Raw genomic sequence first — 24008 nt, forward strand, 5'->3', positions numbered from 1 at the left:
AATGAGAAATGAAATGCAGATTCAATTCAGTGCTCTCAGTGAAAATGAATCCTTTGCTCGCGTTACTGTCGCAGCTTTTATTGCTCAATTAGATCCTACATTAGATGAATTAACGGAAATTAAAACCGTAGTGTCGGAAGCGGTTACGAATGCAATTATTCATGGCTATGAACAAAATCCAACGGGGATTGTTTTTATTTCCGCGGCCATTGAAGATGGAATGATAGATTTAATCATCCGAGATAATGGGATTGGTATTGACAATATTGATGAAGCAAGACAACCATTATTTACAACTAAACCGGATTTGGAACGTTCGGGTATGGGTTTTACGATAATGGAAAATTTCATGGATCATTTAGAAGTGGAATCACACCAAGGTACAGGCACAACAATCCGCTTAATAAAATACTTGACGAAAAACAAAGCTTTATGCAATTAAGGAGCCGCGCCTATGGATGTGGAACTTAAGAAAGAGAAAAATCAGGTTTTTTTAAAAGATGCCGAGGTCAAGGAATATATCAAAAGAAGTCAAGCTGGAGACCAAAGTGCTAGAGATCTCCTTGTGGAAAGAAATGTAAGACTAGTATGGTCTGTTGTTCAGCGTTTTTTAAATCGGGGCTATGAACCTGACGATTTGTTTCAAATTGGTAGTATTGGACTATTAAAATCAGTTGATAAATTTGACCTTTCTTATGATGTAAAATTTTCAACGTATGCAGTTCCAATGATTATCGGGGAAATTCAACGATTCATTCGCGATGATGGTACAGTGAAGGTAAGCCGTTCGTTGAAAGAATTAGGAAATAAAATTAGAAGGGCAAAAGATGATCTTGCCAAAGAAAATGGAAAAGTACCTACCGTGAATGAAATTGCTGCATATTTAGAAGTTTCGCGTGAAGAGATTGTTATGGCGCAAGATGCCGGGCGATCTCCTGCATCTATTCATGAAACTGTCTATGAGAACGATGGTGATCCTATTACATTAATGGATCAAATTGCTGATCAAAACGAACAAAAGTGGTTTGATAATATCGCCCTTAAAGAGGCAATAAGAGAGCTCGGTGATCGGGAGCGTTTAATTGTTTATCTTAGGTATTATAAAGATCGAACCCAAACAGAGGTAGCTGAACGACTTGGCATATCCCAGGTCCAAGTCTCACGAATTGAAAAAAAAATACTAGAACAAATGAAAGAACACATGGATACGTAACAGTTATCCATGCGTTCTTTTTTTTGTATAAAAAATGCTATTCTGTCACATGTTAATTAAATACGATCAAAAATATTCCACTCCAATATGAACAGGAGCTGATATGAATGCGCAGACGCAATAGTAAAACGTCGGATGTTCTCGATCAAGGTTTAGATGAAATAGAACAATTTTTTAAAAATAGAGTAGGCTTGGGCACTAGTTTTGATCTAGGGATCAGAAAGTTAATCGTGTTAGAGAAAAAAGTACAGATATATTATGTGAATGGTTTATGTGACTCCCTTTATACAATTGAGATTATTAAGGAACTTGTAAATTTAAATGATCATGAACCACCAACTAAACATATTGGAAGCTTGATTGAAAATCGTCTGGTCCATTCTTCGGTTGAAGTTGTTCAAACGATAGATGAAATGGTTGACCAAGTTTTAGCCGGGTTGATTGCGATCGTAATTGAAGGAGAACATACTGCTTTGATCATTGACGTTCGTAGCTATCCAGGTAGGCAGCCTGAAGAGCCAGATACCGAAAAAGTTATCCGTGGTTCTAGGGATGGTTTTGTTGAAAATATTATTGTTAATACCGCGCTAACGAGAAGAAGGATTAGGGATGAACGTTTAAGATTTGAGATGTTTAAAATTGGCGAACGCTCCAAAACGGATGTTGCTATTGGTTATATAAAAGACGTAGCAAATCCGGATCTGATCGACACAATTAGAAATGAAATATCAAACATTGATGTGGATGGCATTACAATGGCAGATAAGACAGTGGAAGAATTTATAATGAAACAAGGGTATAATCCATATCCTCTCGTAAGGTACACAGAGAGGGTGGATGTCGGGTCGATACATTTACTTGAAGGGCATGTATTGATATATATTGATACATCTCCAAGTGTGATAGTGACTCCAACTACCTTCTTTCATCATATTCAGCATGCAGAGGAATATCGTCAATCGCCAGGAGTAGGTACGTTTGTACGTTGGACAAGGTTTTTAGGGATTTGGGCATCACTCTTTGTGTTGCCATTGTGGTATTTGTTTGTAATCGAGCCATCGCTGCTTCCAGCAACTTTATCTTTTATTGGGCCAAATGAGTCTTCAGAAATACCGATTATTATTCAATTGCTCATAGCGGACTTAGGAGTCGAATTTTTAAGGATCGCTGCTATCCACACCCCGACCCCACTTTCAACAGCGATGGGGCTCATTGCAGCAGTTTTAATCGGACAAATTGCAGTAGATGTTGGTTTATTTGGCCCTGAGATCATTCTGTACATATCAATTGCAGCAGTCGGCACATTTTCAACACCAAGTTACGAGTTAAGTGTAGCGAATAAAATGATCAGAATGTTGTTATTAATTTGTGTTGCCTTGTTTAAAGCTCCTGGTTTGATTATAGGAACCACTGTATATATTCTTTTCCTTGCACAATTGAAACCATTGAATGCTCCATATTTATGGCCTGTATTACCATTCAATCCATCTGCCTTTACTCATATAATACTTAGGAGACCAGTTCCTGGCTCGATATTTCGCCCAAGTATTGTTCATCCAAGAAATAAGGTGCGGCAGTCAACTAAATAGTGTTTCCTCCATTGCAGAAACACTAATAATGTGATAAAGTTTATGCTTAGTAAGTTTGTTAAATAGTCTCATTTTTCTGTATGAATTTAAATGTAAGCAATCGGTACCTTTCCGATTGCTTTATTGATATTTTTATTTTTAGATTTGGGAGGAAAAAAGATGCACCTTTATGGCACGGCAACAATTAATACTTCTGGAAATTTAGAAATTGGTGGAACGGATACGGTTGAATTAGTTAAAAAATATGGGACACCTTTATACGTGTATGATATTGCTTTGATTCGCCAACGAGCACGGGCCTTTAAACAAACCTTTGATAAGCTTGGTATTAAAGCGCAAGTAGCTTATGCAAGTAAAGCTTTTTCTACAGTTGCCATGTTGCAATTGATTAAAGAGGAAGGTTTATCACTTGATGTTGTATCGGGTGGAGAATTATATACAGCTATAAAAGCGGAATTCCCTGTAGAAAAAATCCATTTCCATGGGAATAATAAGAGTGAAGCAGAGTTAATAATGGCGTTGGATCATCAAGTTGGTTGCATTGTAGTTGATAATTTTTATGAGCTGGATATGTTGCGGAATCTTACAATAGAACGCAAACAACCTGTAAATATATTAATTAGAGTTACGCCTGGTATTGAAGCGCATACGCATGATTATATTTTGACAGGCCAAGAAGATTCTAAGTTTGGATTTGATCTACAAAATGGCCAGGCTGAAACTGCCCTTTTAAAAGCGTTAGACAATGAATATATAAATGTGCTTGGTTTACATTGTCATATTGGTTCTCAAATATTTGAAACAACAGGCTTCCTATTGGCTGCCAACAAAATATTGGAGAAAATGGCTGAATGGCATGCTTCATTTGGATATACCCCGTCAGTTTTGAATCTAGGCGGAGGGTTCGGGATACGATATACTGCTGATGATGAACCACTTGCTCCTGAAAACTATGTCAGGGAAATGATAAATGAGGTTCAGAAGGAAACAAAGCGACTCGAATTACCCATGCCCGAAATTTGGATAGAGCCAGGTAGATCGCTAGTAGGTGATGCAGGGACTACTTTATATTCATTAGGCTCTAGTAAGGATGTCCCTAATGTGAGAAAGTTTTTGGCGGTTGATGGAGGGATGACTGATAATTTGCGTCCTGCTCTGTATGATGCAAAATATGAAGCAATTCTTGCAAATAGAGCTAACGATGAGCCGACTGACTTGGTATCTATTGCAGGTAAATGCTGCGAGTCAGGTGATATGCTAATACGGGATTTGCAATTACCTATAGCTGAAAAAAATGATATCCTTGCCGTATTTTGTACCGGTGCATATGGTTATTCGATGGCCAATAATTACAATCGAATTCCTAGACCTCCTGTTGTATTTGTGGAAGAAGGGCAAGATAAACTGGTAGTTAAACGTGAAACATATGAAGATTTAGTCAGATTAGATATGCCATATATGGAAAAAACACGAGTGTAATTTTGAAAATGCGACTATATTCCGGGATAGTTGCGCTAATCTCTAATAATGTTACAATAATATATGAGTGAAATTTTTTATGATCGTTCTTGTCCAAGTATAAGGGGAGTCTGGAATTGAATAAAAAGAATCTAATATTATTTGCATTAATTTTCATCGTAGCGGTTGTTTGGGGAATTGGCTATTGGATTTTTATTGCACCAACTGTAAATCTTTGATCCAACAGTGTGACATGCCAAACAATGATTCGTTAAAGCTATGCATGAAAAAAGAATAACGAGGGATCACTATGCTAATTCGATATAAGAAAGCCTATGAAAAAATTGCTATGGGCCTTCTATCATTTATGCCCAATGAAAAAGACTTGAAAAAATTACAATCCTCCATGAAGATGTATGAGACAGTGGATGGGTGGCAACTTTTTTTGTGGAAAAAAGAGGATGACATTGTTGGAGTAATTGGTGTGATCATTTATGATGATAAAGTAGAGGTACAACATATTTCAGTTAATCCATCGCATCGTCATGAAGGAATTGGAAAATGTATGTTAAAAGCAGTAAAAGATCAGTATGAAAATAAAGGGATTTATCCAACGGAATATACTGCGTCGTTTTTTGAAAAATGTGATGCTAACGAAAAAAACAGTACGGATGCATAATGCCTCCGTACTGTTTTTTTTGTTATCTTATTATGAGATCATCATAAGTTGTTTACGACTAGCGTTCTTAATAGCAAGTGCTTGTTTTCGTTCTTCCTCTACTTGCGAGCGATTACGGGTTATATGTTTATTGATGATCGTATTTGGAATGTATTTAGGGGTCTTTCCCCACAAGTATCCTTCTTCCATACAACGAGTTTTACATAAATTTAAAAGCGCAGGATTGAAAATTGGCAAATCATAAGATTTATATGGTAAACCAGCTTTCATTCTAGAACGAATAACGGTTAGATCATCTATTAGTACAGAAGATTGTATTCCGAGTGAATACGTTTCTTCCTGTTTATTTATTAAATGGCGTAGCGCTTTATCCACCATTTTTACTGCCCCTTTTAAATTGCCACGACGGTAGTGATAAAAGGTTACAGCTACTTGGATAAGACCGACCCATATTGAATCGCGCTCCATTCCATTATCTTTCCAATGCTCTTCAAGTACTTCATGACATTCGAAATAATCCCTATCGCCATGAAAGTGAAACAAGAAATCTATATAACGTACAGGAAATTGCAAATAAACTACTCCTTTCTTTCTAAATATTATCTTCTGTAAGTATATCATAAAATGACTATTTAATTCAGACTTCATATGATATGAATGATTTTTCTTCAAATTCAAGCTCGGCTGTAATATGATAGATGATGGAATATATATTTAGTTAGAATTGGTGATGAGATGGAATACAAAGTGAAAATTGAGGCTTTCGAAGGCCCACTCGATTTATTGCTTCACTTAATAAATCGATTAGAGATTGATATTTATGATATACCTATGGCGGAAATAACGGATCAATATTTACTCTATATTCATGCCATGTCAGAGTTGAAATTAGATGATGCTAGTGAATACTTAGTGATGGCAGCTACGTTATTAGCAATAAAAAGCAAAATGCTTTTACCGAAGCATGAAGAAGAAGTGCATGATGAAATAATGTTTGAAGAAGATGACCCACGTGATGAACTTGTGGAGCGCTTAATTGAATATAAAAGATATAAAGAAGCAGCGTTGAATTTAAAGGAAAAGGAAAGAGAAAGAGGCGAAATTTTTATGAAACCGCCCAGCGACCTTTCATCATATGCCGAACACGCCAATCAAGAATATACTGATCATGGAGTAACTATTTTCGATTTGCTAGGTGCATATCATAAATTAATGAGAAGAAAAAAACTAAAGAAACCGTTAGCGACAAAAATTACTCATAAGGAAATATCTATAGAGGATAGAATGGCTGAGGTCCTGAGCGAGTTAACAAAGAGTTATAAAAGAAAACCCTTTTTCTCGTTTTTTCCCTCTGCTGATAAACAATATATTGTAGTAACTTTTTTAGCAATGTTAGAATTGATGAAGCGCAAAGAAATTACTGTTGATCAAGAAGGCAATTTTGGAGATATTTTTTTAGCAGCTAGAAAGGAGGCTTCTTAGAATGGAAGAATCCGTACTTAAAGGAATAATAGAAAGTTTATTGTTTGCAGCAGGTGATGCAGGTTTATCACTTACACAAATCTGTGAAACGATGGAGATTACAGAAGAGGATGCACAGCGGTTAATTGAGAGCCTTCAAACGGAATATAAAGATAATCATGATAGAGGGATTACCCTCATATACATTGCTAAAACATACCAGCTAACAACAAAACGGGAGCATGCAAAGTATTTACGTAAATTAGCTGAGACTCCTGTCAACACATCTATATCACAGGCTGGCTTAGAAACCCTCGCTATTATTGCTTATAAACAGCCTATAACGAGGATGGAGATTGAAGAGATTAGGGGAGTTAAAACAGAACGACCTCTACACACGTTAATGTCTAGGGGACTAATTAATGAAGCTGGGCGCATGGAAGGAACGGGAAGAGCTATTCTTTATACTACAACAAAAGAATTTCTCGATTATTTTGGACTGGAAGATCTTAAAGGACTTCCGGTACTCGGTGACCATACAGACGAAGACGGTATACAAGAAGAAACAGACCTTTTTTTCTCCAACTTTAATGAATGAAATAAGAAAGCTGTCCTGGATAATGGGCAGCTTTTTTATGTTTAAAATTAAATGTCGTTCTTAATTTTAAACATATCATTGATAAAATCGCATAGACTTGTACAAACGTGGATAGAGGGTGCTGGGATAAGAAGGACGAGGTTCCGCCAAATTACTCTTGCCTCAAGCATATAAAACTTAGAGCTAAAAACAAAAAAATGAGGGGCGAAACAATGAAAGCAATGAATAAGCTGGCAATTCTTAATTTTATTGCTGTTCTCTTACTAACATTATCGATGCCAACAAAAGCAGTAGCCTTTTCTGTAGGCTCCTCAGGCGCGGTGTTAATGGAGCAAAAGACTGGAAGAGTGTTATATGAACAAAATCCTCATGAAATTAGAAGAATTGCTTCTATTACCAAAATAATGACAGCCATTATCGCTATCGAATCGGGAAAAATGAATGAAAAGGTAAAGGTGAGTAAAAATGCCGTATATACGGAGGGATCATCAGTCTACTTAACACCGGGCGAATCGATTAAATTAGAGGACCTGGTTTATGGATTAATGCTTCGTTCAGGTAATGATGCGGCAAGTGCGATAGCTGAGCATGTAGGGGGCAGTCTAGAGGGCTTTGTTTTTCTTATGAATCAAAAAGCAGAAGAATTAGGTATGAAAAATACTGTATTTGCCAATCCACATGGATTAGATGATCATGAAAAACATTATTCTACACCATACGATATGGCGATATTAACGAGATATGCAATGGAAAACGAAATATATCAAACTATATCTGGTACAAAAGTCTATAAATTTACGAGAGAATCAGGTCCGCAGCAATGGAAGAACAAAAATAGATTATTAACGGAAAAATATTCGTATTGTACAGGCGGTAAGACTGGTTTTACAAAAAGAGCTGGTAGAACACTTGTAACAACAGCGGCAAAAGATGGCATAGATTTGATTGCGGTAACATTGGATGGACCCGATGATTGGGATGACCATATATCCATGTATGAGTATGGATTTAGGAATTTTGAATTAAAAGAAGTTTTAGAAGAAGGTCCATTGACAATTAAAGTGAAAGAGATGAAAAATAAAGAGTTGTTTTTAAAGGATAGTGTTTATTTCCCTTTAGCCGAAAAAGAAGAACTGGAAGTTAAAATTGAATATAAATTATTACATCATAAAGATTTAAAGAAAAAAACAAGTGGAGACGTTGGAATAGCAATTATTTACTTTAAAAATGATGTAGTTAGAAAGATCCCGATTTATGTTAAACAAACAGAAATACAAGAAAAGAGTTGGTGGGAAAAAATGAAATCTGTCTTTACACAAAGAAGTTTGATGCCAGATGATTAATTATATATGGGTAGGCATGACCATCATTGGATTAGTGTTTGCAACGATCAATGGAAAAATGAAGGATGTAAATGAAGCGATTTTTTCTTCAGCAAATGAAGCTGTCACTTTATGTATCGGACTGATAAGTATTCTTGTATTTTGGCTTGGAATGATGAGAATTGCCCAAGAATCTGGCCTTTTAAATAAGCTTTCAGACTTTTTTAAACCACTTATCTTAAAGTTATTTCCCGATGTACCGAGTGATCATCCAGCAGTAGGTTATATACTATCAAATATGATTGCTAATATGCTCGGATTAGGTAATGCTGCAACACCATTAGGAATAAAAGCGATGGAACAATTAAAGGATTTAAATGGTGGGAAATCATCGGCAAGTAGATCGATGGTTACCTTTCTTGCCTTGAATACATCAGGTTTGACTTTAATACCGACAACAGTGATTGCAATTAGAATGAGTTATAATTCCGCTTCTCCGACTGAAATCGTTGCTCCAACACTTTTGGCGACGGTTATAGCAACGATCGCTGCTATATTATTAGATAGATATTTTTATCATCGGAGATGGAGAAAGGATCTGAAATAACAATGCAATTAATCTCTGTTATTTCACTATGGATTGTCCCTATCATCATCGGTTTTATATTAATTTATGGTACGATGAAAAAGGTCCCTACATACGAACATTTCGTTGAAGGGGGAAAGGAAGGAATAAAGATTGCTGTGTCTATTATTCCTTTTCTAGTTGGCATGTTAGTAGCAATTGCTGTTTTTAGAGCTTCGGGTGCTTTGGACTTTTTTATTAATTTGATCCAGCCGTTACTTAATATTTTTGGTATCCCTGGGGAGATTGTCCCTTTGGCGCTTATTAGACCGATATCAGGAACAGCAGCATTAGGGTTAATGAGCGATATCCTCTCCGTTCATGGACCGGATTCATTTATAGGGAGATTAGCTTCGACGATTCAAGGGAGTACAGATACGACGTTTTATGTATTAACTGTATACTTTGGTGCTGTGGGAATTAAAAAGATGGGTGATGCTTTGAAAGTAGGGCTACTAGCTGATCTTGTTGGAATTTCAGCCGCGATCATTATTATATCTTTGATGTTCAGTTCTTAATCTGGACATCTTTTTGTTGTTTTATGGATAATGAAAGTGATCTTTCTTTGAATTTTGGTTTACATATGTAATAATTCATACAGTAAAAGCCTGTTAAATATGAAGAGGTGAAAGTTATGGAACGCTTACAAAAAGTAATCGCGCATGCTGGAGTTGCATCGCGAAGAAATGCTGAAGAATTGATTAAACAAGGTCGGGTATCTGTAAACGGAAAAGTGGTTAAGGAATTAGGAACTAAAGTATCTAATTCGGATAGAATTGAAGTGAACGGAATCCAGCTAGAACAGGAAGGTAAGAGATATTTTTTATTGTATAAGCCAAGAGGAGTTATTTCCGCTGTAAAAGATGATAAGGACAGAAAGGTAGTAACTGATTTCTTTCCGCATGTAAAAGAAAGAATTTATCCTATTGGAAGACTTGATTATGATACATCTGGCCTATTGCTACTTTCTAATGATGGGGAATTTACTAATTTACTTGCCCACCCCAGATATGAAGTCCAAAAGACATATATCGCGAAAGTGGAAGGTATTCCGTCCAGAGAAGCATTAAAGAAGTTAGAGCATGGGGTTAAACTTGATGATGGTAAAACTGCTCCAGCTAAAGTAAAGCTTAAATCATTAGATAAACGAAAAGGAAATTCAATTGTAGAAATTATGATCCATGAAGGGCGCAATCGCCAAGTACGTCGGATGATGGAAGCGATAGGTCATCCAGTTATAAAATTGAAGCGAGAACAATATGGTACGCTTAATTTATACGGCCTAAATTCTGGAGATAGTAGAGAGTTAACACCCCATGAGGTAAAACAGCTTCGGACACTAGCAGAAACAGGTAAGAGCTTAAGATAACGAAAATCTTTCACATAACCTTCAAAATCCATCTGCTCTGTTTCAATTAATGAAAGGTATAATTAAAACTGGGAAGTGGTCGAGTATTAGCAAGGAGGTAATAAATCAAAAATGGTAGAAAAGAAAAAGCGGCGTTTATATATTAGGACAATTATTTTGGCTATCATGGTGGCAGCAGTTGTATACACGCTCTATGCAAACTTTACAAAAGACAAGCATGAGGAATTAGTTATTGGTGATGAAGCACCCGATTTTGTCCTTACGGATATGGATGGAAATAAACATCAATTATCTGATTACAAAGGTCAAGGTGTCTTTTTGAACTTTTGGGGAACTTGGTGTCCGCCATGTAAAAAAGAAATGCCTGATATGGAAAGTCAGTATCAAGTATTTAAAGACCAGGGAGTGGAAATTCTGGCCGTGAATATCGGAGATACAGAGTTCCAAATAAATAAATTTGCTAAGCAACATGATTTAACATTTCCAATATTGAAAGACAAAACCAAAGATGTGAAAGATCTGTATCGAATTGATAAAATGCCTACTACACTTTTAATTGACCCAGACGGGAAAATAACACTAATTGAAATAGGCGAATTGACTGAAGCTAAAATTAAGGGAATGATGGAAGGTATTAAACCTAATAGTTAATAGGGGAGTATCGTTATGGAAGAAGTAAAATGTGTCTGTGGGCATGTAAATCCGATAGGCACGATATTATGTGAATCTTGTGGTCGTGCATTAACGGAAGGTGCAAAAAATGAAAAACTTCATGATATGCGCTATGAAGGAAGTGCACGAAGGTCTCAAACATACAATCGAACATTTATTGATAAAGTATGGAACTTCTTTTCGTCTGTCAAAGTTGGTATATGGCTGATCGTTATTACATTAATTGCATCATCACTTGGCACGTTTTTGCCTCAAGTGATGTATATTCCAGGTAATGCGGATCCGTCCGTTTATTATAGTGAAAAGTTCGGCATCGGTGGTACGATCTATTATATTTTGAGGCTACATGATATGTACAGCTCTTGGTGGTACTTATTACTTATTGCATCTATCGGCGTATCGCTAGTTATTTGTAGCATTGACAGGGTGTTTCCTTTGTATCGAGCTTTGAAGAATCAAAAAGTGAGTAGACATGAGGGCTTTTTAAAAAGGCAAAGGCTATTTACCCGAGTTGAATCAGATAGTCAAACTGACGCAGATTTTGAACAAGTAAAAGCTAATTTAGAAAAAAAGCGATATAAAGTACGTGAGGAAAATGGAAATATCTTAGCAGAAAAAGGTCGGTTTTCCCGTTGGGGTCCATATGTAAATCATATTGGTCTTATTATATTTTTAATTGGTGGAATGCTGAGATTTGTACCTGGGATGTATGTGGATGAAACATTGTGGCTTCGTGAAGGAGAAACAAAAACAATACCTGGGACACATAAAGAGTATGTGCTTGAAAATAAAAAGTTTACGATGGAGCTTTATGATAAAGAAGAGGACAAGGAAGTATATGGGGCAACACTCGATCGAGTAGGTTCAGTTGTAAAAAACTTTCAGTCAGATGTCGTACTTTATAAACGTGATCTTGAAAAGACATTAGGTGATGATAACGACTTAACGGAGCAAACAGAAGCAGAGATACGTGTTAATGAACCGTTAAAATTTGATCAATTTGCCTTGTATCAAACGGATTATAAATTGGATGAACTAAATACGATGACATTTAATTTAATGAATAAATCGAATGAAAAAGTAATTGCAGATTTAACGATAGATTTATTTGATCCGCAAGATGTATATGATCTCGGTAACGGGTATAAAGTGGAGTTAATTGGTTATTATCCAGACTTTTCTGGTTTTGCAGAAACTGGGGAACCAATTTCAGATTCACCAACACCCAATAACCCAGCATTTTTATTCAATATGGTTTCTCCCGAGCATCCAGAAGGAGAGAAAAGTTTAACTGCTATTAGACAAACAGTTGAACCGCTAGGTGAAACGGATTATAAAATGATCTTTAAAGAGGTTTCAACACGTAATATGACGATACTTACTGTTAGAAAAGATTTAACACTTTGGGTTCTAATCCTAGGTGGTTCAATATTTATGATTGGTGTTATTCAAGGAGCATATTGGAACCACCGCCGAGTGTGGTTGCAAAAAGACAAAGGCGATATTTTAATTGCCGGACATACGAATAAAAACTGGCATAGCTTAAGAAATGAAATTGCTCATATCGTTAAAGGTACCTCCATCCCTGAACCGATTGATCAGCAAGATGAGAAAAAAAATGAGAAAGAAAGTGGGGATACAGATGCCGGGTTTGATAGAGACAAGCAGTAATTTATTAGAAGCATCATTTATCTTATATTTAATTGCGACCCTGTTTTTTGGAGGCGGAATTCGCGAAAAAAGAGGTCGGGATAAACATGCAGGTCCTAATAAATGGTCGAAAATTGCTATTAGTCTAACGCTTATTGGCTTTGCATCCCAGCTTGGGTATTTTATTACCCGCTGGATTGCAGGAGGGCATGCACCAGTTAGCAATATGTTTGAATTTACAACGTTTTTTGGAATGATGGTCGTTGCTGCTTTTATTATTTTATATTTCATTTATAAATTAAATGCATTAGGATTATTTGCACTAACCCTTGCCATGTTGATGATTGCATTTGCGAGTATGTTCCCAAGCAATGTCAGTCCACTTATTCCTTCGCTACAAAGTCATTGGCTTTATATTCATGTAACTACGGTAGCAATAGGACAGGCGATCCTTATCATCAGCTTTGTTGCTGGGATAATGTACTTACTTAAAGCAGTAGATACAAAAGCGAAGGATAAACGAGCATTTTGGTTAGAAGCGATCATGTACACGATAGTCATTACTATTGGCTTTATTATTATCTCTGTAGCCTTTTCATTTGTGGACTATAAAGCAGATATTAGTTGGATCGATAAAGAAGGAAAAGAAAAAGTTGCAACATATCAACTACCAGCACTTGTTGGGCCACATGATGGCGAACTAGTAACCAAAGATAGAATGCAGCCATTTCTAAGTATGCCTGCTATAATTGATGCACAAAAGATGAATACAATGATTTGGAGTCTTTTCATTGGTAGTGTGCTATACGCACTCATTAGACTGATTTTCAGAAACCGGATTACTACTCTATTACAACCTCTCGTCAAAAAAGTGAATCTTGATTTAGTTGATGAGATTGGCTATCGTTCTGTATTAATCGGTTTTCCAGTCTATGCTTTAGGTGGGCTTATTTTTGCGATGATATGGGCTCAGATTGCTTGGACGCGTTTTTGGGGCTGGGATCCGAAAGAAGTCTGGGCGCTTATTACATTCCTATTTTATGCTGCATTCCTCCACTTAAGACTATCAAAAGGATGGCATGGGGAAAAATCAGCATGGCTTGCCGTCGTAGGTTTTATTATTATTATGTTTAACCTTGTGGCAGTAAACCTGATCCTTTTCGGTCTGCATTCCTACGCGGCAAATTGATCAAAACGGATATTAAGCCCTCACTCTTTAGGTGCGGGGCTTTTTCCTATACAATATAAGTAATAAGTTATGAGGGGGTTTACCAATGGAACCAGAATTGAAAATTTTAGTGGTAGATGATGAGGACCGTATTCGTAGATTGTTAAAAATGTATTTAGAAAGAGAAAATTATGTCATAGATGAAGCTGCAGATGGAGAGGAAGCACTAGAGCTAGCTTTAAAAAATGACTACAGCTGTATCCTGCTGGATTTAATGATGCCTGGTAAGGATGGTATTGAAGTGTGTAAAGAACTTCGTGAAGAAAAAACCACTCCAGTTATTATGCTTACGGCAAAAGGGGAAGAAACAAATAGAGTACAAGGCTTTGAAGTTGGGACAGATGATTATATCGTTAAACCATTTAGCCCTAGAGAAGTAGTGTTGCGAGTAAAGGCCTTATTAAGAAGAACGATGCAAACAAATTATATGCAAGCAGGTGCTACAGCGAGGGATATTATTGTTTTCCCGCATCTCTCAATTGACCATGACGCACATAGAGTTACAGCTGATGGGAAAGAGGTCAACTTAACACCTAAGGAATATGAACTACTCCATTTCCTCGCCAAATCACCCGATAAAGTATTTGATAGAGAGCATCTTTTGAAAGAGGTTTGGCAATATGAGTTTTTCGGCGATCTAAGAACAGTTGATACTCATGTGAAAAGACTTCGGGAAAAATTAAATCGGGTTTCGGACAAAGCGGCTGGGATGATTGTGACAGTTTGGGGAGTCGGTTATAAATTTGAGGCAGGACATGAATGAGACTGTGGCGTAGTGTAGTCGGAAAATTATGGATGACAATTTTGTTTCTTGTTTCATTTGTCTTGATCATTTTGACCATATTACTCCTTGAATTTTTTGAAAATTATCATGTAAGTCAAATTGAACAGACATTATCTGAGCAAGCGAAAAAAATGTCAAATATCATTGAAGCTCATGCAAATGACAATATGGGCGAGGAAATTGTGTTTGAAATTATTGATGAACCAGTAGGGGTTGCAATTGCTTACAGTCATGATCAATTTATGTTTTCTCCGAGGAGAAATACGGAAGGCTGGATACCAACGAATGTCTTTTTAGAAGACGAAGAATTATCAAAGGTTTTTACAGAAAGAACAACGGTCAAAAAAGAATTAACCCTCCCAGAAGAGCAAAGGCAAAGTAGTAGATATGAAAATTATATAGTGGCAGGGGTGCCATTAGAAATTGAAGGTAATGATACTGGCGCTGTATTCGCTTATCAATCACTCACTTTATTAAAAGAAACAACAAGACAGACGACAAGGCTTATTTTACTTGCAGCGGGAATCGCAATTATTTTAACTACATTCTTCGCTTTTTTTCTTTCAACTAGGATTACAGCTCCATTACGAAAAATGAAGGAAGCTGCATTTGAAGTATCTAAAGGTAAGTTTGATACAAAGGTTCCTTTTTTTGGTCATGATGAAATTGGCGAGTTAGCCATAGCATTTAATCAAATGGGTAAACGCCTGAAATTTAACATGAATGTATTGAGTCAGGAAAAAGAACAGCTTACTAGTATATTAAGCAGTATGGCTGATGGTGTGATGACGTTTAGCCGGGATGGATCTATATTAATTACAAATCCACCCGCGGAAAGGTTTTTGCAACAATGGCATTATGAGAGTGAAAATGAAAGCCCTGTTCCTCCAGAAATAGATGATCTATTAAAACAGGCAATAGGTACAGAAATGGAACAATCCGGGGAGTTAATGCTTCAAGGCAGATATTATGTAGTGATTGTAAGCCCACTTTACACGCAAAATCAAGAAAGTGTTCGTGGAGCGGTAGCAGTCATTCGAGATATGACGGAAGAACGTCGTCTCGATAAGCTTCGTATTGATTTTATTTCGAATGTTTCACATGAACTTAGGACACCTATTTCTATGTTACAAGGTTATAGTGAGGCAATAATAGATGATATCGCAGGGTCAGAGGAAGAAAATAAAGAACTTGCAAAGATTATTTATGATGAATCCTTGCGAATTGGAAGATTAGTTAATGAATTATTGGATCTTGCGAGGATGGAAGCAGGACATATTCATTTAAATGATGAAGATGTGGACGTTAATCAATATATAAATCGAATTATGTATAAATTTAAAGGTGTCGCTCGAGATAATAATGTTGTTCTAGACTCTAATCTAGATTCTAAAGGCCTAATGTTTAAGCTGGATCCCGATAGAATTGAACAAGTATTAACAAATCTAATTGATAATGCAATTAGGCATACGAATGAAACTGGGACAATAAAAATTATTCAAACAACACAGGATAAAGGTATTACTATATCTGTAGCAGATAACGGATCAGGAATTCCGGAAGAAGACCTTCCTTTTGTTTTTGAACGCTTTTATAAAGCAGACAAAGCTAGAACACGGGGGAGAGCTGGTACTGGACTCGGTCTTGCAATTGCCAAAAATATTATTGATGCACATAAAGGGCATATCTCCGTACAAAGTAAACTTGGACAAGGGACGACATTCAGCTTCTTTTTACCTTATCGATCGTTGTAAAGTGTTGAAATTTGACGCGAAATCTTGTTCCATGAGAAACATAAAAAATGTGGAGACGCCATTGAATTGCCGTATCTTATCAACCTATTCATAATTAAGATTAACGCTAGCAAGCTCTGTAGCGCCTCTTAGATTCATTGGTGAGTTAAGGAGTTACGGAACTAGCTAGAAAGCTTTGCTGCTATTGTGAGAGCGTCAGGGGGGGTATAAGTTGCTGTAATTATGTGCCGATGTTAAGACAGCCATGTATTATGATAACTTCAGAATCGATATAAAACCAATATATAATAAAAAGAATATGCGGATTGAACAATCTAAGAAAAGGTTGTTCAATCCGTTTTCTTATGGGAAAATTGAGGAACGTAGGGTAGAAAGGATTATAGTTATATAAATTTTTTACCATGGTATTCATATATAATTGATGTGACTTTATGAACATCCTCTTTATGTAACTTTTTTACCAATAAAACGACTAATACTATGACGGGGAGGGGAATGAATGGACTCCGTTTTTCAGGATATATATGAAAAGTATCATCAGGATTTGTTTCGCTTTTTATTTTATATGATAAAAAACCGTGAAGAAACAGAGGACTTAGTGCAAGAAGTATATATTAGGGTAATGAGGTACTATGATAGGTTTGAAGGAAAAAGCACGGAAAAAACATGGTTGTTTTCCATCGCAAAAAATGTCGCGATTGATCACTTTCGCAAACAAAAAGGTTGGAAAGAACGAATATATGAAAAGTTTGATTGGGAACTATATCAAATAAAGGATGATGGTGCACTCCCTGAAGATGAAGCGTTGAGGCATGAAGAAATTCGTTATCTATATTCATGTTTAGATAACTGCTCAACGAATCAGCGTCTCGTGCTCGTGATGCGCTATTTGAATGGATTCTCTATTGCAGAAACTGCTGAAGTATTGAAATGGTCAGAAAGTAAGGTGAAAACCACTCAACATAGAGCATTGAAATCCCTCAAAACGTTGATGGAAATTGCGCAAAGGAAGGAGGCCTTGGAAGATGAATCAATATGATGAAAACGATAAAAAGTTAATCAAACTAATGGAACAATTGCCAGATATAGAGGATAAGCGACCTAAGGATGAGATATTTCGAAATGTAAAATATGGATTGCAAAAAAAGAAAAAAAGAACAAGACTAATTCCCGTATTGTCTGCAATAGCTGCTGTCCTATTTTTGGCCATTGTTATACCGCTATTTTTTCAGCAGTCTGGGGGGAACTTTATGAGTATGGATAGTGCAAAACAAGAAAACCACTTGAATAGTTCTGAAGAAAAAACAGAAATGTCTATTCAGAGTAAAAGATCGATGGATTCAAACGAATCTGAGTTGATTCAATCATCTGATTCATACGAAATGGTTACTTCCGTGTATGATACGGGGCAGAATGCGGATGATATCGTTACATTTGGTGCTGTTACTACTGATGGGTTTGTTGTACCAATCAGTATGCGAGTGGAAGATGTGAAGCCGGACTGGCTATCTACGTTAAAACATACTGCAGCTTCGATCAATTTAGAAGCATCCGGTTTTGAAGAGGTTTCTCCATTAATAAAGGCAATGAGATATGGTGAGGATTCTAAGACCATAGATGTAGAAATAACAGATGATAATATAGCGTTTTTTACTAAAAATGAAAAACAGTTAATGCAGATGATAGAATATACTGTGCAGACACAAGGTATTGAGATTGTGAAATTTGTAAATGATCATCATGATCCGGTCGAACTTGGTGCATACGGTGTGCTTCAGGATCTAATAGTCAAAGATATTTCTAAAAAACCCTATTTTTTATATGAGTATGAAAATGGCGGAAAGTATATTATTCCTGCTGATCTAGCTTCAACTAATTTCACTGATGCCCTAAGCGATTTGAAAAATGTGCCTAATGATTTTTATCAAGCCTTAATTCCTGAAGAAGTTACATTATCATCTAAAGAAGGGGAGAATGGAGGAGTAATCATCCAGTTTAAAGAAGTGTTTATACTGGATAAAGGCGACTTACATGCAAATATCAGAATGATTGAAGGTATCTTATTAACGGCAAAAGCATTTGGGTATGACACTGTGAAATTTGAAAACATACTACCATTACACTTTGACAATTTTGATTTTAGTAATCCTATATCTGTCCCATATTCCGCTAATTTAATATATAAGGAAAAGTAGAACGTTAATTAGAACGTAATTTTTTCTTCACAATTGTAATGGAATAGTGTATAATTAATTCGTATAATAAAATACGGTTCATCTTCGGGGCGTGGTGAAATTCCCGACCGGCGGTAATGAAGCTTTTTGCTTATAAGCCCGCGAGCCTTTTTTAAGGCAGGATTTGGTGCGATTCCAAAGCCGACAGTAAAGTCTGGATGGGAGAAGATGAAGGTTGCCTAGTGTTCAAAATGCAGGTTTTGAACGCTTGTTAGAGCATGCCTGATAATTCTCCCTCAAAGAAACTTTCTTTGAGGGTTTTTATTTGGATATGTATTAGCTTAAGGTCAACCTTTCTTCAACAAGAGGTGAATCTCTAAGGAGAGAGGAAAATGAAGAAATTTAGTGTAAAAACGTTTGTTGCAATTGGCATGTTGAGTAGCTTATCTTTTATATTAATGCTAATCAAATTTCCAATACCGCCGTTTCCGGCATGGTTAACTGTGGACTTCAGTGATATACCTGCATTAATCGCTGCATTATTATTTGGTCCACTTGCTGCCATATTGGTTGAATTATTTAAAAATATTTTAGATTATTTATTGATGGGAAGTGAAGCCGGTTTGCCAATAGGTAATATGGCTAATTTCCTAGCAGGGATTACATTTGTTTTGCCAGTTTATTTTGTTTATAATCGTTTGAAAATGAAAAAGCGTTTAGCTTTGTCTATGGTTATTGGCACTGCTGCGATGGCTGTTATCATGAGTATTATGAATTATGTATGGGTGTTACCAGCATATACGATTTTACTAGGATGGGATCCGATGTCTACATCAGCAATGCGTCAAGTTGTTGTTGCAGCAATCTTACCCTTTAATATCATTAAGGGTCTCTTAGTTACAACGATTTTCCTACTGTTGTACAGCCGTCTTCAAGAATGGTTGAATAAACAGATAACATATAAAAACGTATAAAAGCAGCGCCATTGGCGCTGCTTTTTATCATAATAAAATCACTCGCCGTTCGAGCGATTTTCACTTTATGCTATTCGTATTTTAAAGGATCGCCTTCGAATGATTCATCAGCAACTTTAATAGAATCTGTTGGACACCCCTCAAAAGCATCAATCATGTCCTCTTCCAGAATATCGGGGATTTCTGCTGTACCTTGATTATCATCCAGTATGACATAGGCTATTCCTTCATCATCATAATCATATATGTCAGGTGCCGCAGCTCCACATGCTCCGCATGCAATGCAAGTATCTTTATCCACTATGGTGTATTTTGGCATGAACTTTCCTCCTACTTAAACTTCTCTAGAACTTATTCTATACGATCTCTGAAAATAAGCATACTAAAAGTATCTATATTTAATATTAATCCTACTACGTCAACATTTCAACCATATTCACCTGAAAACTTTGTCTGATACTATCTTGATAGAAACTTATTGCATGGCGATTTTTGGAGAAATTACATAGATGTAGTCGAAAGTGCAAATTCATGATAAGATTAATGCAATTAAACGTATGGGGGGACCCGATTGTCATGACTTTTTTGCAGGCTGTGATATTGGAATGTTTAAGACAAATAAATGGTGAGAGAACTATTTATTCTGTATATCATTTACTAAAAGGCAAAAAATCATCACAAACTATTCAAGATGCCCACCTATTCCGGTTGGGGCATTATTTTAAAACATTTCCTCAAATGGATCGAATGGAATACAACTTTACTATTAAATATCTAACACAAGAAGGTTTTATTTCACCCATAAATGATTCGCAAAAATATATAATGACAGAAAATGGTTCGGATAAGTGTAAGGCTTATTTCTATAAAACGCCTGTGCTTCATTCTTTAAATGGCTGGAAATATCAAGATACAGCTATTCTATTGTGGAAAAGGTTAACATTACTCGTTCAAACAATATCGCATCTTAATCATCGAGATAAACGGTATCAAGCTGTACAAAGAGATCCAGATGTTTATAAATGGATCAAGCAATTTTTGAAACAGTACAAAGGGGGAAGAGGGGATTTATCGAAAAGCATTTATGATGAATTGCATCATATTTTTTCAGGAGGCTTTCCGGAATCCCCATTAATGATTGTTTTGAAACTTACAGGGCGCAATTTAATCGGGTTGACTACTAAGCAAGTAGCAAATAAATTAGGCGTGGAAGAAACGGAATATCACTTTAGATTTTTAAATGCGCTTCATTATATGATTGATCAGATAATTAGTCAGGGAAGGCAATATCCACTCTTGCATACTATTATTTCAGATATTTTCCAATCCATACCTTATACGAAATCAACGCTAAAAACATACGAATTACTGCAAAAAAATATGACCATTGACCAAGTTGCACAAGTGCGTAAACTTAGAAAAAGCACGATTGAAGACCATGTCATTGAAATTGCGCTTACAGATCACCAATTTTCAATAGATCATTTGATCGATCAACACAAGATAGATGAAATTATTGATGCTGTAACTTTACTTGGGGAGAAAAAACTAAGACCAATCATGGAACATATTGAACATGTTTCATATTTTCAAATTCGACTAGTATTGGCTAGATTAGGAGGGAAATGTGAACAAATATGATGCTTTGCAAAATATGTTTGGTTTTTCTTATTTCAGAACGGGTCAGGAAGAAGTGATTGATGGTGTGCTTGCCGGAAACAATGTTTTAGCCATGTTACCTACTGGTACTGGAAAGTCATTATGTTATCAATTACCAGGCTATTTGCTTGAAGGCTCAGTACTTATTGTCTCTCCGCTTATTTCTCTCATGCAGGATCAAGTAGAGCAATTACGGATTATGGGTGAGCGTAAAGTAGTAGCTTTCAATTCTTTTTTGGATATGGAAGAGAAAAGAATGGTCCTGAGGCGGTTAAGAGATTATAGATTTATATTTATTTCACCTGAAATGCTCCGTTCTTCTCAATTAATAGAAAAATTAAAGGAAATAAAGATTTCATTATTTGTGATTGATGAAGCACATTGTATATCGCAATGGGGCCATGATTTTAGGCCTGATTATTTAAAATTAGGGAGTATTAGAGCACTGCTTGGTAATCCACCCGCATTGGCATTGACTGCAACGGCAGCAAAAGAGGTGCGAACAGATATTAACAATTTTTTAAAACTCGAACATACGAAGGAATTTATATATTCTGTTGACAGGGCTAATATTAGTCTAGTTGTTGAAAGAACCACGAGTTTTTATGAGAAAAAGCAAAGGCTTTTTACCTATGCCACATCACTAAAAAAGCCGGGAATCATTTACTTTTCAAGTAAACGTCTTGCGGAAGAGATGGCAGATTATTTAAGTGATATGGGAATGGATGGTGTCGCTGCATACCATGGAGGAATGGATCAAGAACAACGAATTTTGATACAGCAACAGTTTATCCATGGACAATTAGCTATCATTTGTGCAACGAGTGCATTTGGAATGGGGATTAACAAAGATAATATCCGTTTTATTATTCATTTTCATTTACCAAGCCAAATTGAATCTTATGTCCAAGAAATAGGTCGGGCTGGGAGAGATGGAGGCGCTAGTATTGCCATATTATTATACACTGTGAGCGATGAGCAACTGCATTACCAATTGATAGAGTATGAGCTTCCTAACGATAATCATATTGAGTCCTATGTTTCACTGGTTAATACGACAGGCAAACAAGAGTTAATGGAAAATATAAGCTTGACTGAAACGCAATTGCGCTTTTTGGATCATCATTATCAAACTGAAGCAAGTCAATTAGAACAAATAGAGAAGATAAAAAAAGCGAGAAATATTCGATTCGAACATAAAATAAAAAAATTACAGCAAATGAAAAATTGGATAGAAGAATTAACATGCAGAAGAAATCATATATTATCTTTATTCGATGAAAGTGGAAAAGAAAGATCAAACCAATGTTGTGATCTATGTGGTATAACGATAAACAAATATCAAGATACAACCAAAAAAACAGAAGACCAATCATCTTCGTGGGAAGAAATACTTCAGCGATTACTGCTAATAGATGCTAATAATGAATATGAATAGACAAGCTGAATTAATTCAAAAAATGACCGGAAAAGAACTTACTTTCCACTTATATATTTCGCAATGTGTATTAATATTGATTTCAATAATATTATGTTTTTTCACTTTTTCAAGTTTCTCTGACTTTTTACTCCTATTCCAATGGAATTCCTTTTGGATCTTAATAGGAGCAATTGCAGGTATAATTGTGGTTGGACTTGATTTACTACTAATGAAAATAGTACCTAAAGCCTATTATGATGATGGAGGAATAAATGCAAAGATTTTCTCGGACATGCCAGTTTGGAAAATTGCTCTAGTTGCACTATTCATTGCCTTAGCAGAAGAAATTCTCTTTAGGGGAGTACTACAAACCCAATTCGGGTTAATTGTGGCTAGTTTTGTTTTTGCGCTCATTCATTTTCGGTATTGGCGTCATTGGTATTTACTCATTAACGTTATCGTTTTAAGCTTTTTTCTAGGCCTCATTTATTTATGGTCAGGGCAACAATTGCTTCCGACGATTGCTATGCATTTCATGATTGATTTTTTTCTAGGCCTATATATTAGGCGAAGTAAATCCTAATACATTTAGGGAGAAGGGATTTTAGATGTCAAAAAATAGAATGAACAATGATAAGCAAGAATCAAAGAAAAACAATCCGTCTACTTCAACTACAAGGGTAGATCTTCATGGACACAAATATAAAAAGAAAAAGTCGGTAAAAACGGAAAATGCTGCACAGGCGAAAAAAAGAAGGATGAAAATATCTATCCCCTTTATCTTGTTGCTACTGTTAATAGCATTACCGTTCGCCATTTCTTCATATATTAAAAAGGACAATCCACCTAATTCCGAAAAGGTGAATGGGGTAGGTGAAGAAATTTCATTTTCGAATAATGATGTGCCTGATAAAAAGGATGATGAAGTTGATCAAGAACAAAATGATAAAGATAAAGAGTCAGATAAGAAGATAGAAGAAGAAAAAAAGGCTAAGGCAGAGGCAGATAAAAAGGCGGAAGAAGAAGCACGTAAAAAAGCCGAAGAAGAAGCTGATAAAAAAGCGATAGAGGAAGCTAACAAAAAAGCGGAGCAAAAAGAAGCGGAGAGAAAAGCGAAAGAAGAAGCAGATAAAAAGGCCGAAGAAGAAAATATAAATAACGAGGTAGTATATCATACGGTACAGCAAGGAGAAAATCTATATCGGATTTCAATGAAATACTTCCAAGATCAAAGTGGAGTAGAAAAGATTCAACAAGCAAATGGTCTGTCTGGAAATGAGATATCCGTAGGCCAAAAGCTAATTATTCCTAAATGATCATGATAGAACGAGAAAACATTTACTTAATGATCATGATAAACGATAGCGCGATCTATGAAT

25 protein-coding genes and 1 riboswitch are annotated in these 24008 nt (G+C 36.0%); of the genes, 23 read left to right on the forward strand and 2 right to left on the reverse strand.

Annotated elements, in window-relative coordinates; translation table 11 throughout:
• Position 1 precedes the first annotated feature (1 nt).
• From spoIIAB to MHB53_RS00345, 5 genes are all read left to right on the forward strand, one after another.
• On the forward strand, positions 2-442 hold the full coding sequence (gene spoIIAB, locus MHB53_RS00325; protein ID WP_340914895.1) for an anti-sigma F factor: 441 nt from the start codon (positions 2-4) through the stop codon (positions 440-442).
• 12 nt (positions 443-454) lie between these two features.
• Complete coding sequence (gene sigF, locus MHB53_RS00330; RefSeq protein ID WP_340914896.1) at positions 455-1213, forward strand: RNA polymerase sporulation sigma factor SigF; 759 nt, start codon at positions 455-457, stop codon at positions 1211-1213.
• 107 nt (positions 1214-1320) lie between these two features.
• Positions 1321-2802 (forward strand): spore germination protein, encoded by a 1482-nt coding sequence (locus tag MHB53_RS00335; RefSeq protein ID WP_340914898.1) that lies wholly within the window; start codon positions 1321-1323, stop codon positions 2800-2802.
• 159 nt (positions 2803-2961) lie between these two features.
• Positions 2962-4281: a diaminopimelate decarboxylase gene (gene lysA / locus MHB53_RS00340; RefSeq protein WP_340914900.1), complete on the forward strand. Its 1320-nt coding sequence runs from the start codon at positions 2962-2964 to the stop codon at positions 4279-4281.
• A gap of 289 nt (positions 4282-4570) precedes the next feature.
• Complete coding sequence (locus MHB53_RS00345; RefSeq protein WP_340914901.1) at positions 4571-4939, forward strand: GNAT family N-acetyltransferase; 369 nt, start codon at positions 4571-4573, stop codon at positions 4937-4939.
• A gap of 30 nt (positions 4940-4969) precedes the next feature.
• On the opposite strand, the gene MHB53_RS00350 is transcribed toward MHB53_RS00345, so the two are convergent.
• The gene (locus MHB53_RS00350) at positions 4970-5512 is read right to left on the reverse strand and encodes a DUF309 domain-containing protein (RefSeq protein ID WP_340914902.1); all 543 of its coding nucleotides are present in this window, start codon (positions 5510-5512) and stop codon (positions 4970-4972) included.
• A 162-nt stretch (positions 5513-5674) separates the two neighbouring features.
• On the opposite strand from MHB53_RS00350, the gene MHB53_RS00355 reads away from it, so the two are divergent.
• From MHB53_RS00355 to MHB53_RS00420, 14 genes are all read left to right on the forward strand, one after another.
• On the forward strand, positions 5675-6421 hold the full coding sequence (locus tag MHB53_RS00355) for a segregation/condensation protein A (protein ID WP_340914904.1): 747 nt from the start codon (positions 5675-5677) through the stop codon (positions 6419-6421).
• 1 nt (position 6422) lies between these two features.
• Positions 6423-6998: an SMC-Scp complex subunit ScpB gene (gene scpB, locus MHB53_RS00360; RefSeq protein WP_340914906.1), complete on the forward strand. Its 576-nt coding sequence runs from the start codon at positions 6423-6425 to the stop codon at positions 6996-6998.
• 212 nt (positions 6999-7210) lie between these two features.
• Positions 7211-8341: a D-alanyl-D-alanine carboxypeptidase family protein gene (locus MHB53_RS00365; protein ID WP_340914908.1), complete on the forward strand. Its 1131-nt coding sequence runs from the start codon at positions 7211-7213 to the stop codon at positions 8339-8341.
• Positions 8334-8927, forward strand: coding sequence for a nucleoside recognition domain-containing protein (locus MHB53_RS00370; protein ID WP_340914910.1), 594 nt, complete (start codon positions 8334-8336; stop codon positions 8925-8927). Before MHB53_RS00365 ends, MHB53_RS00370 begins: the two co-directional genes overlap by 8 nt.
• 2 nt (positions 8928-8929) lie before the next feature.
• The gene (locus MHB53_RS00375; protein ID WP_340914912.1) at positions 8930-9463 is read left to right on the forward strand and encodes a spore maturation protein; all 534 of its coding nucleotides are present in this window, start codon (positions 8930-8932) and stop codon (positions 9461-9463) included.
• A gap of 116 nt (positions 9464-9579) precedes the next feature.
• The gene (locus MHB53_RS00380) at positions 9580-10314 is read left to right on the forward strand and encodes a pseudouridine synthase (RefSeq protein ID WP_340914914.1); all 735 of its coding nucleotides are present in this window, start codon (positions 9580-9582) and stop codon (positions 10312-10314) included.
• A 111-nt stretch (positions 10315-10425) separates the two neighbouring features.
• Positions 10426-10965, forward strand: coding sequence for a thiol-disulfide oxidoreductase ResA (resA, locus tag MHB53_RS00385; RefSeq protein WP_340914915.1), 540 nt, complete (start codon positions 10426-10428; stop codon positions 10963-10965).
• 15 nt (positions 10966-10980) lie between these two features.
• Positions 10981-12657 carry a cytochrome c biogenesis protein ResB gene (gene resB, locus MHB53_RS00390; RefSeq protein ID WP_340914916.1) on the forward strand — a complete coding sequence of 559 codons (1677 nt, stop codon included), beginning with the start codon at positions 10981-10983 and terminating at the stop codon, positions 12655-12657.
• Positions 12638-13825 carry a c-type cytochrome biogenesis protein CcsB gene (gene ccsB / locus MHB53_RS00395; RefSeq protein WP_340924374.1) on the forward strand — a complete coding sequence of 396 codons (1188 nt, stop codon included), beginning with the start codon at positions 12638-12640 and terminating at the stop codon, positions 13823-13825. Before resB ends, ccsB begins: the two co-directional genes overlap by 20 nt.
• 85 nt (positions 13826-13910) lie before the next feature.
• Positions 13911-14627: a response regulator transcription factor gene (locus tag MHB53_RS00400; protein ID WP_340914918.1), complete on the forward strand. Its 717-nt coding sequence runs from the start codon at positions 13911-13913 to the stop codon at positions 14625-14627.
• A complete protein-coding gene (locus MHB53_RS00405) occupies positions 14624-16402 on the forward strand; it encodes an ATP-binding protein (protein WP_340914920.1) in 1779 nt (592 codons plus the stop codon). The genes MHB53_RS00400 and MHB53_RS00405 overlap by 4 nt, the downstream gene beginning before the upstream one ends.
• 499 nt (positions 16403-16901) lie before the next feature.
• Positions 16902-17441, forward strand: coding sequence for an RNA polymerase sigma factor SigX (locus MHB53_RS00410; RefSeq protein ID WP_340914922.1), 540 nt, complete (start codon positions 16902-16904; stop codon positions 17439-17441).
• The gene (locus MHB53_RS00415) at positions 17428-18597 is read left to right on the forward strand and encodes a hypothetical protein (protein WP_340914924.1); all 1170 of its coding nucleotides are present in this window, start codon (positions 17428-17430) and stop codon (positions 18595-18597) included. The genes MHB53_RS00410 and MHB53_RS00415 overlap by 14 nt, the downstream gene beginning before the upstream one ends.
• Before the next feature lie 76 nt (positions 18598-18673).
• A riboswitch (FMN riboswitch) is annotated at positions 18674-18810 on the forward strand.
• A 158-nt stretch (positions 18811-18968) separates the two neighbouring features.
• Entirely contained in the window at positions 18969-19550 is a 582-nt protein-coding gene (locus tag MHB53_RS00420; RefSeq protein WP_340914925.1) for an ECF transporter S component, read from the forward strand.
• A gap of 70 nt (positions 19551-19620) precedes the next feature.
• Here MHB53_RS00420 and MHB53_RS00425 read toward each other — a convergent pair whose 3' ends face one another.
• Positions 19621-19869, reverse strand: a complete 249-nt coding sequence (locus MHB53_RS00425) for a ferredoxin (protein ID WP_340914927.1) — start codon at positions 19867-19869, stop codon at positions 19621-19623.
• Between the two features lie 257 nt (positions 19870-20126).
• Here MHB53_RS00425 and MHB53_RS00430 point away from each other — a divergent pair, with 257 nt between their 5' ends.
• From MHB53_RS00430 to MHB53_RS00445, 4 genes are read left to right on the forward strand one after another with little or no spacing between them, the layout of a single operon-like run.
• Positions 20127-21191 (forward strand): helix-turn-helix domain-containing protein, encoded by a 1065-nt coding sequence (locus MHB53_RS00430; RefSeq protein WP_340914929.1) that lies wholly within the window; start codon positions 20127-20129, stop codon positions 21189-21191.
• Positions 21178-22647 (forward strand): RecQ family ATP-dependent DNA helicase, encoded by a 1470-nt coding sequence (locus MHB53_RS00435; protein ID WP_340914931.1) that lies wholly within the window; start codon positions 21178-21180, stop codon positions 22645-22647. The genes MHB53_RS00430 and MHB53_RS00435 overlap by 14 nt, the downstream gene beginning before the upstream one ends.
• Positions 22634-23212, forward strand: a complete 579-nt coding sequence (locus MHB53_RS00440) for a CPBP family intramembrane glutamic endopeptidase (protein ID WP_340914933.1) — start codon at positions 22634-22636, stop codon at positions 23210-23212. The genes MHB53_RS00435 and MHB53_RS00440 overlap by 14 nt, the downstream gene beginning before the upstream one ends.
• 25 nt (positions 23213-23237) lie before the next feature.
• Entirely contained in the window at positions 23238-23945 is a 708-nt protein-coding gene (locus MHB53_RS00445) for a LysM peptidoglycan-binding domain-containing protein (protein ID WP_340914935.1), read from the forward strand.
• Positions 23946-24008: the final 63 nt, after the last annotated feature.

It is taken from the genome of Bacillus sp. FSL K6-3431, from assembly GCF_038002605.1.
Classification (GTDB): domain Bacteria; phylum Bacillota; class Bacilli; order Bacillales; family Bacillaceae_C; genus Lederbergia.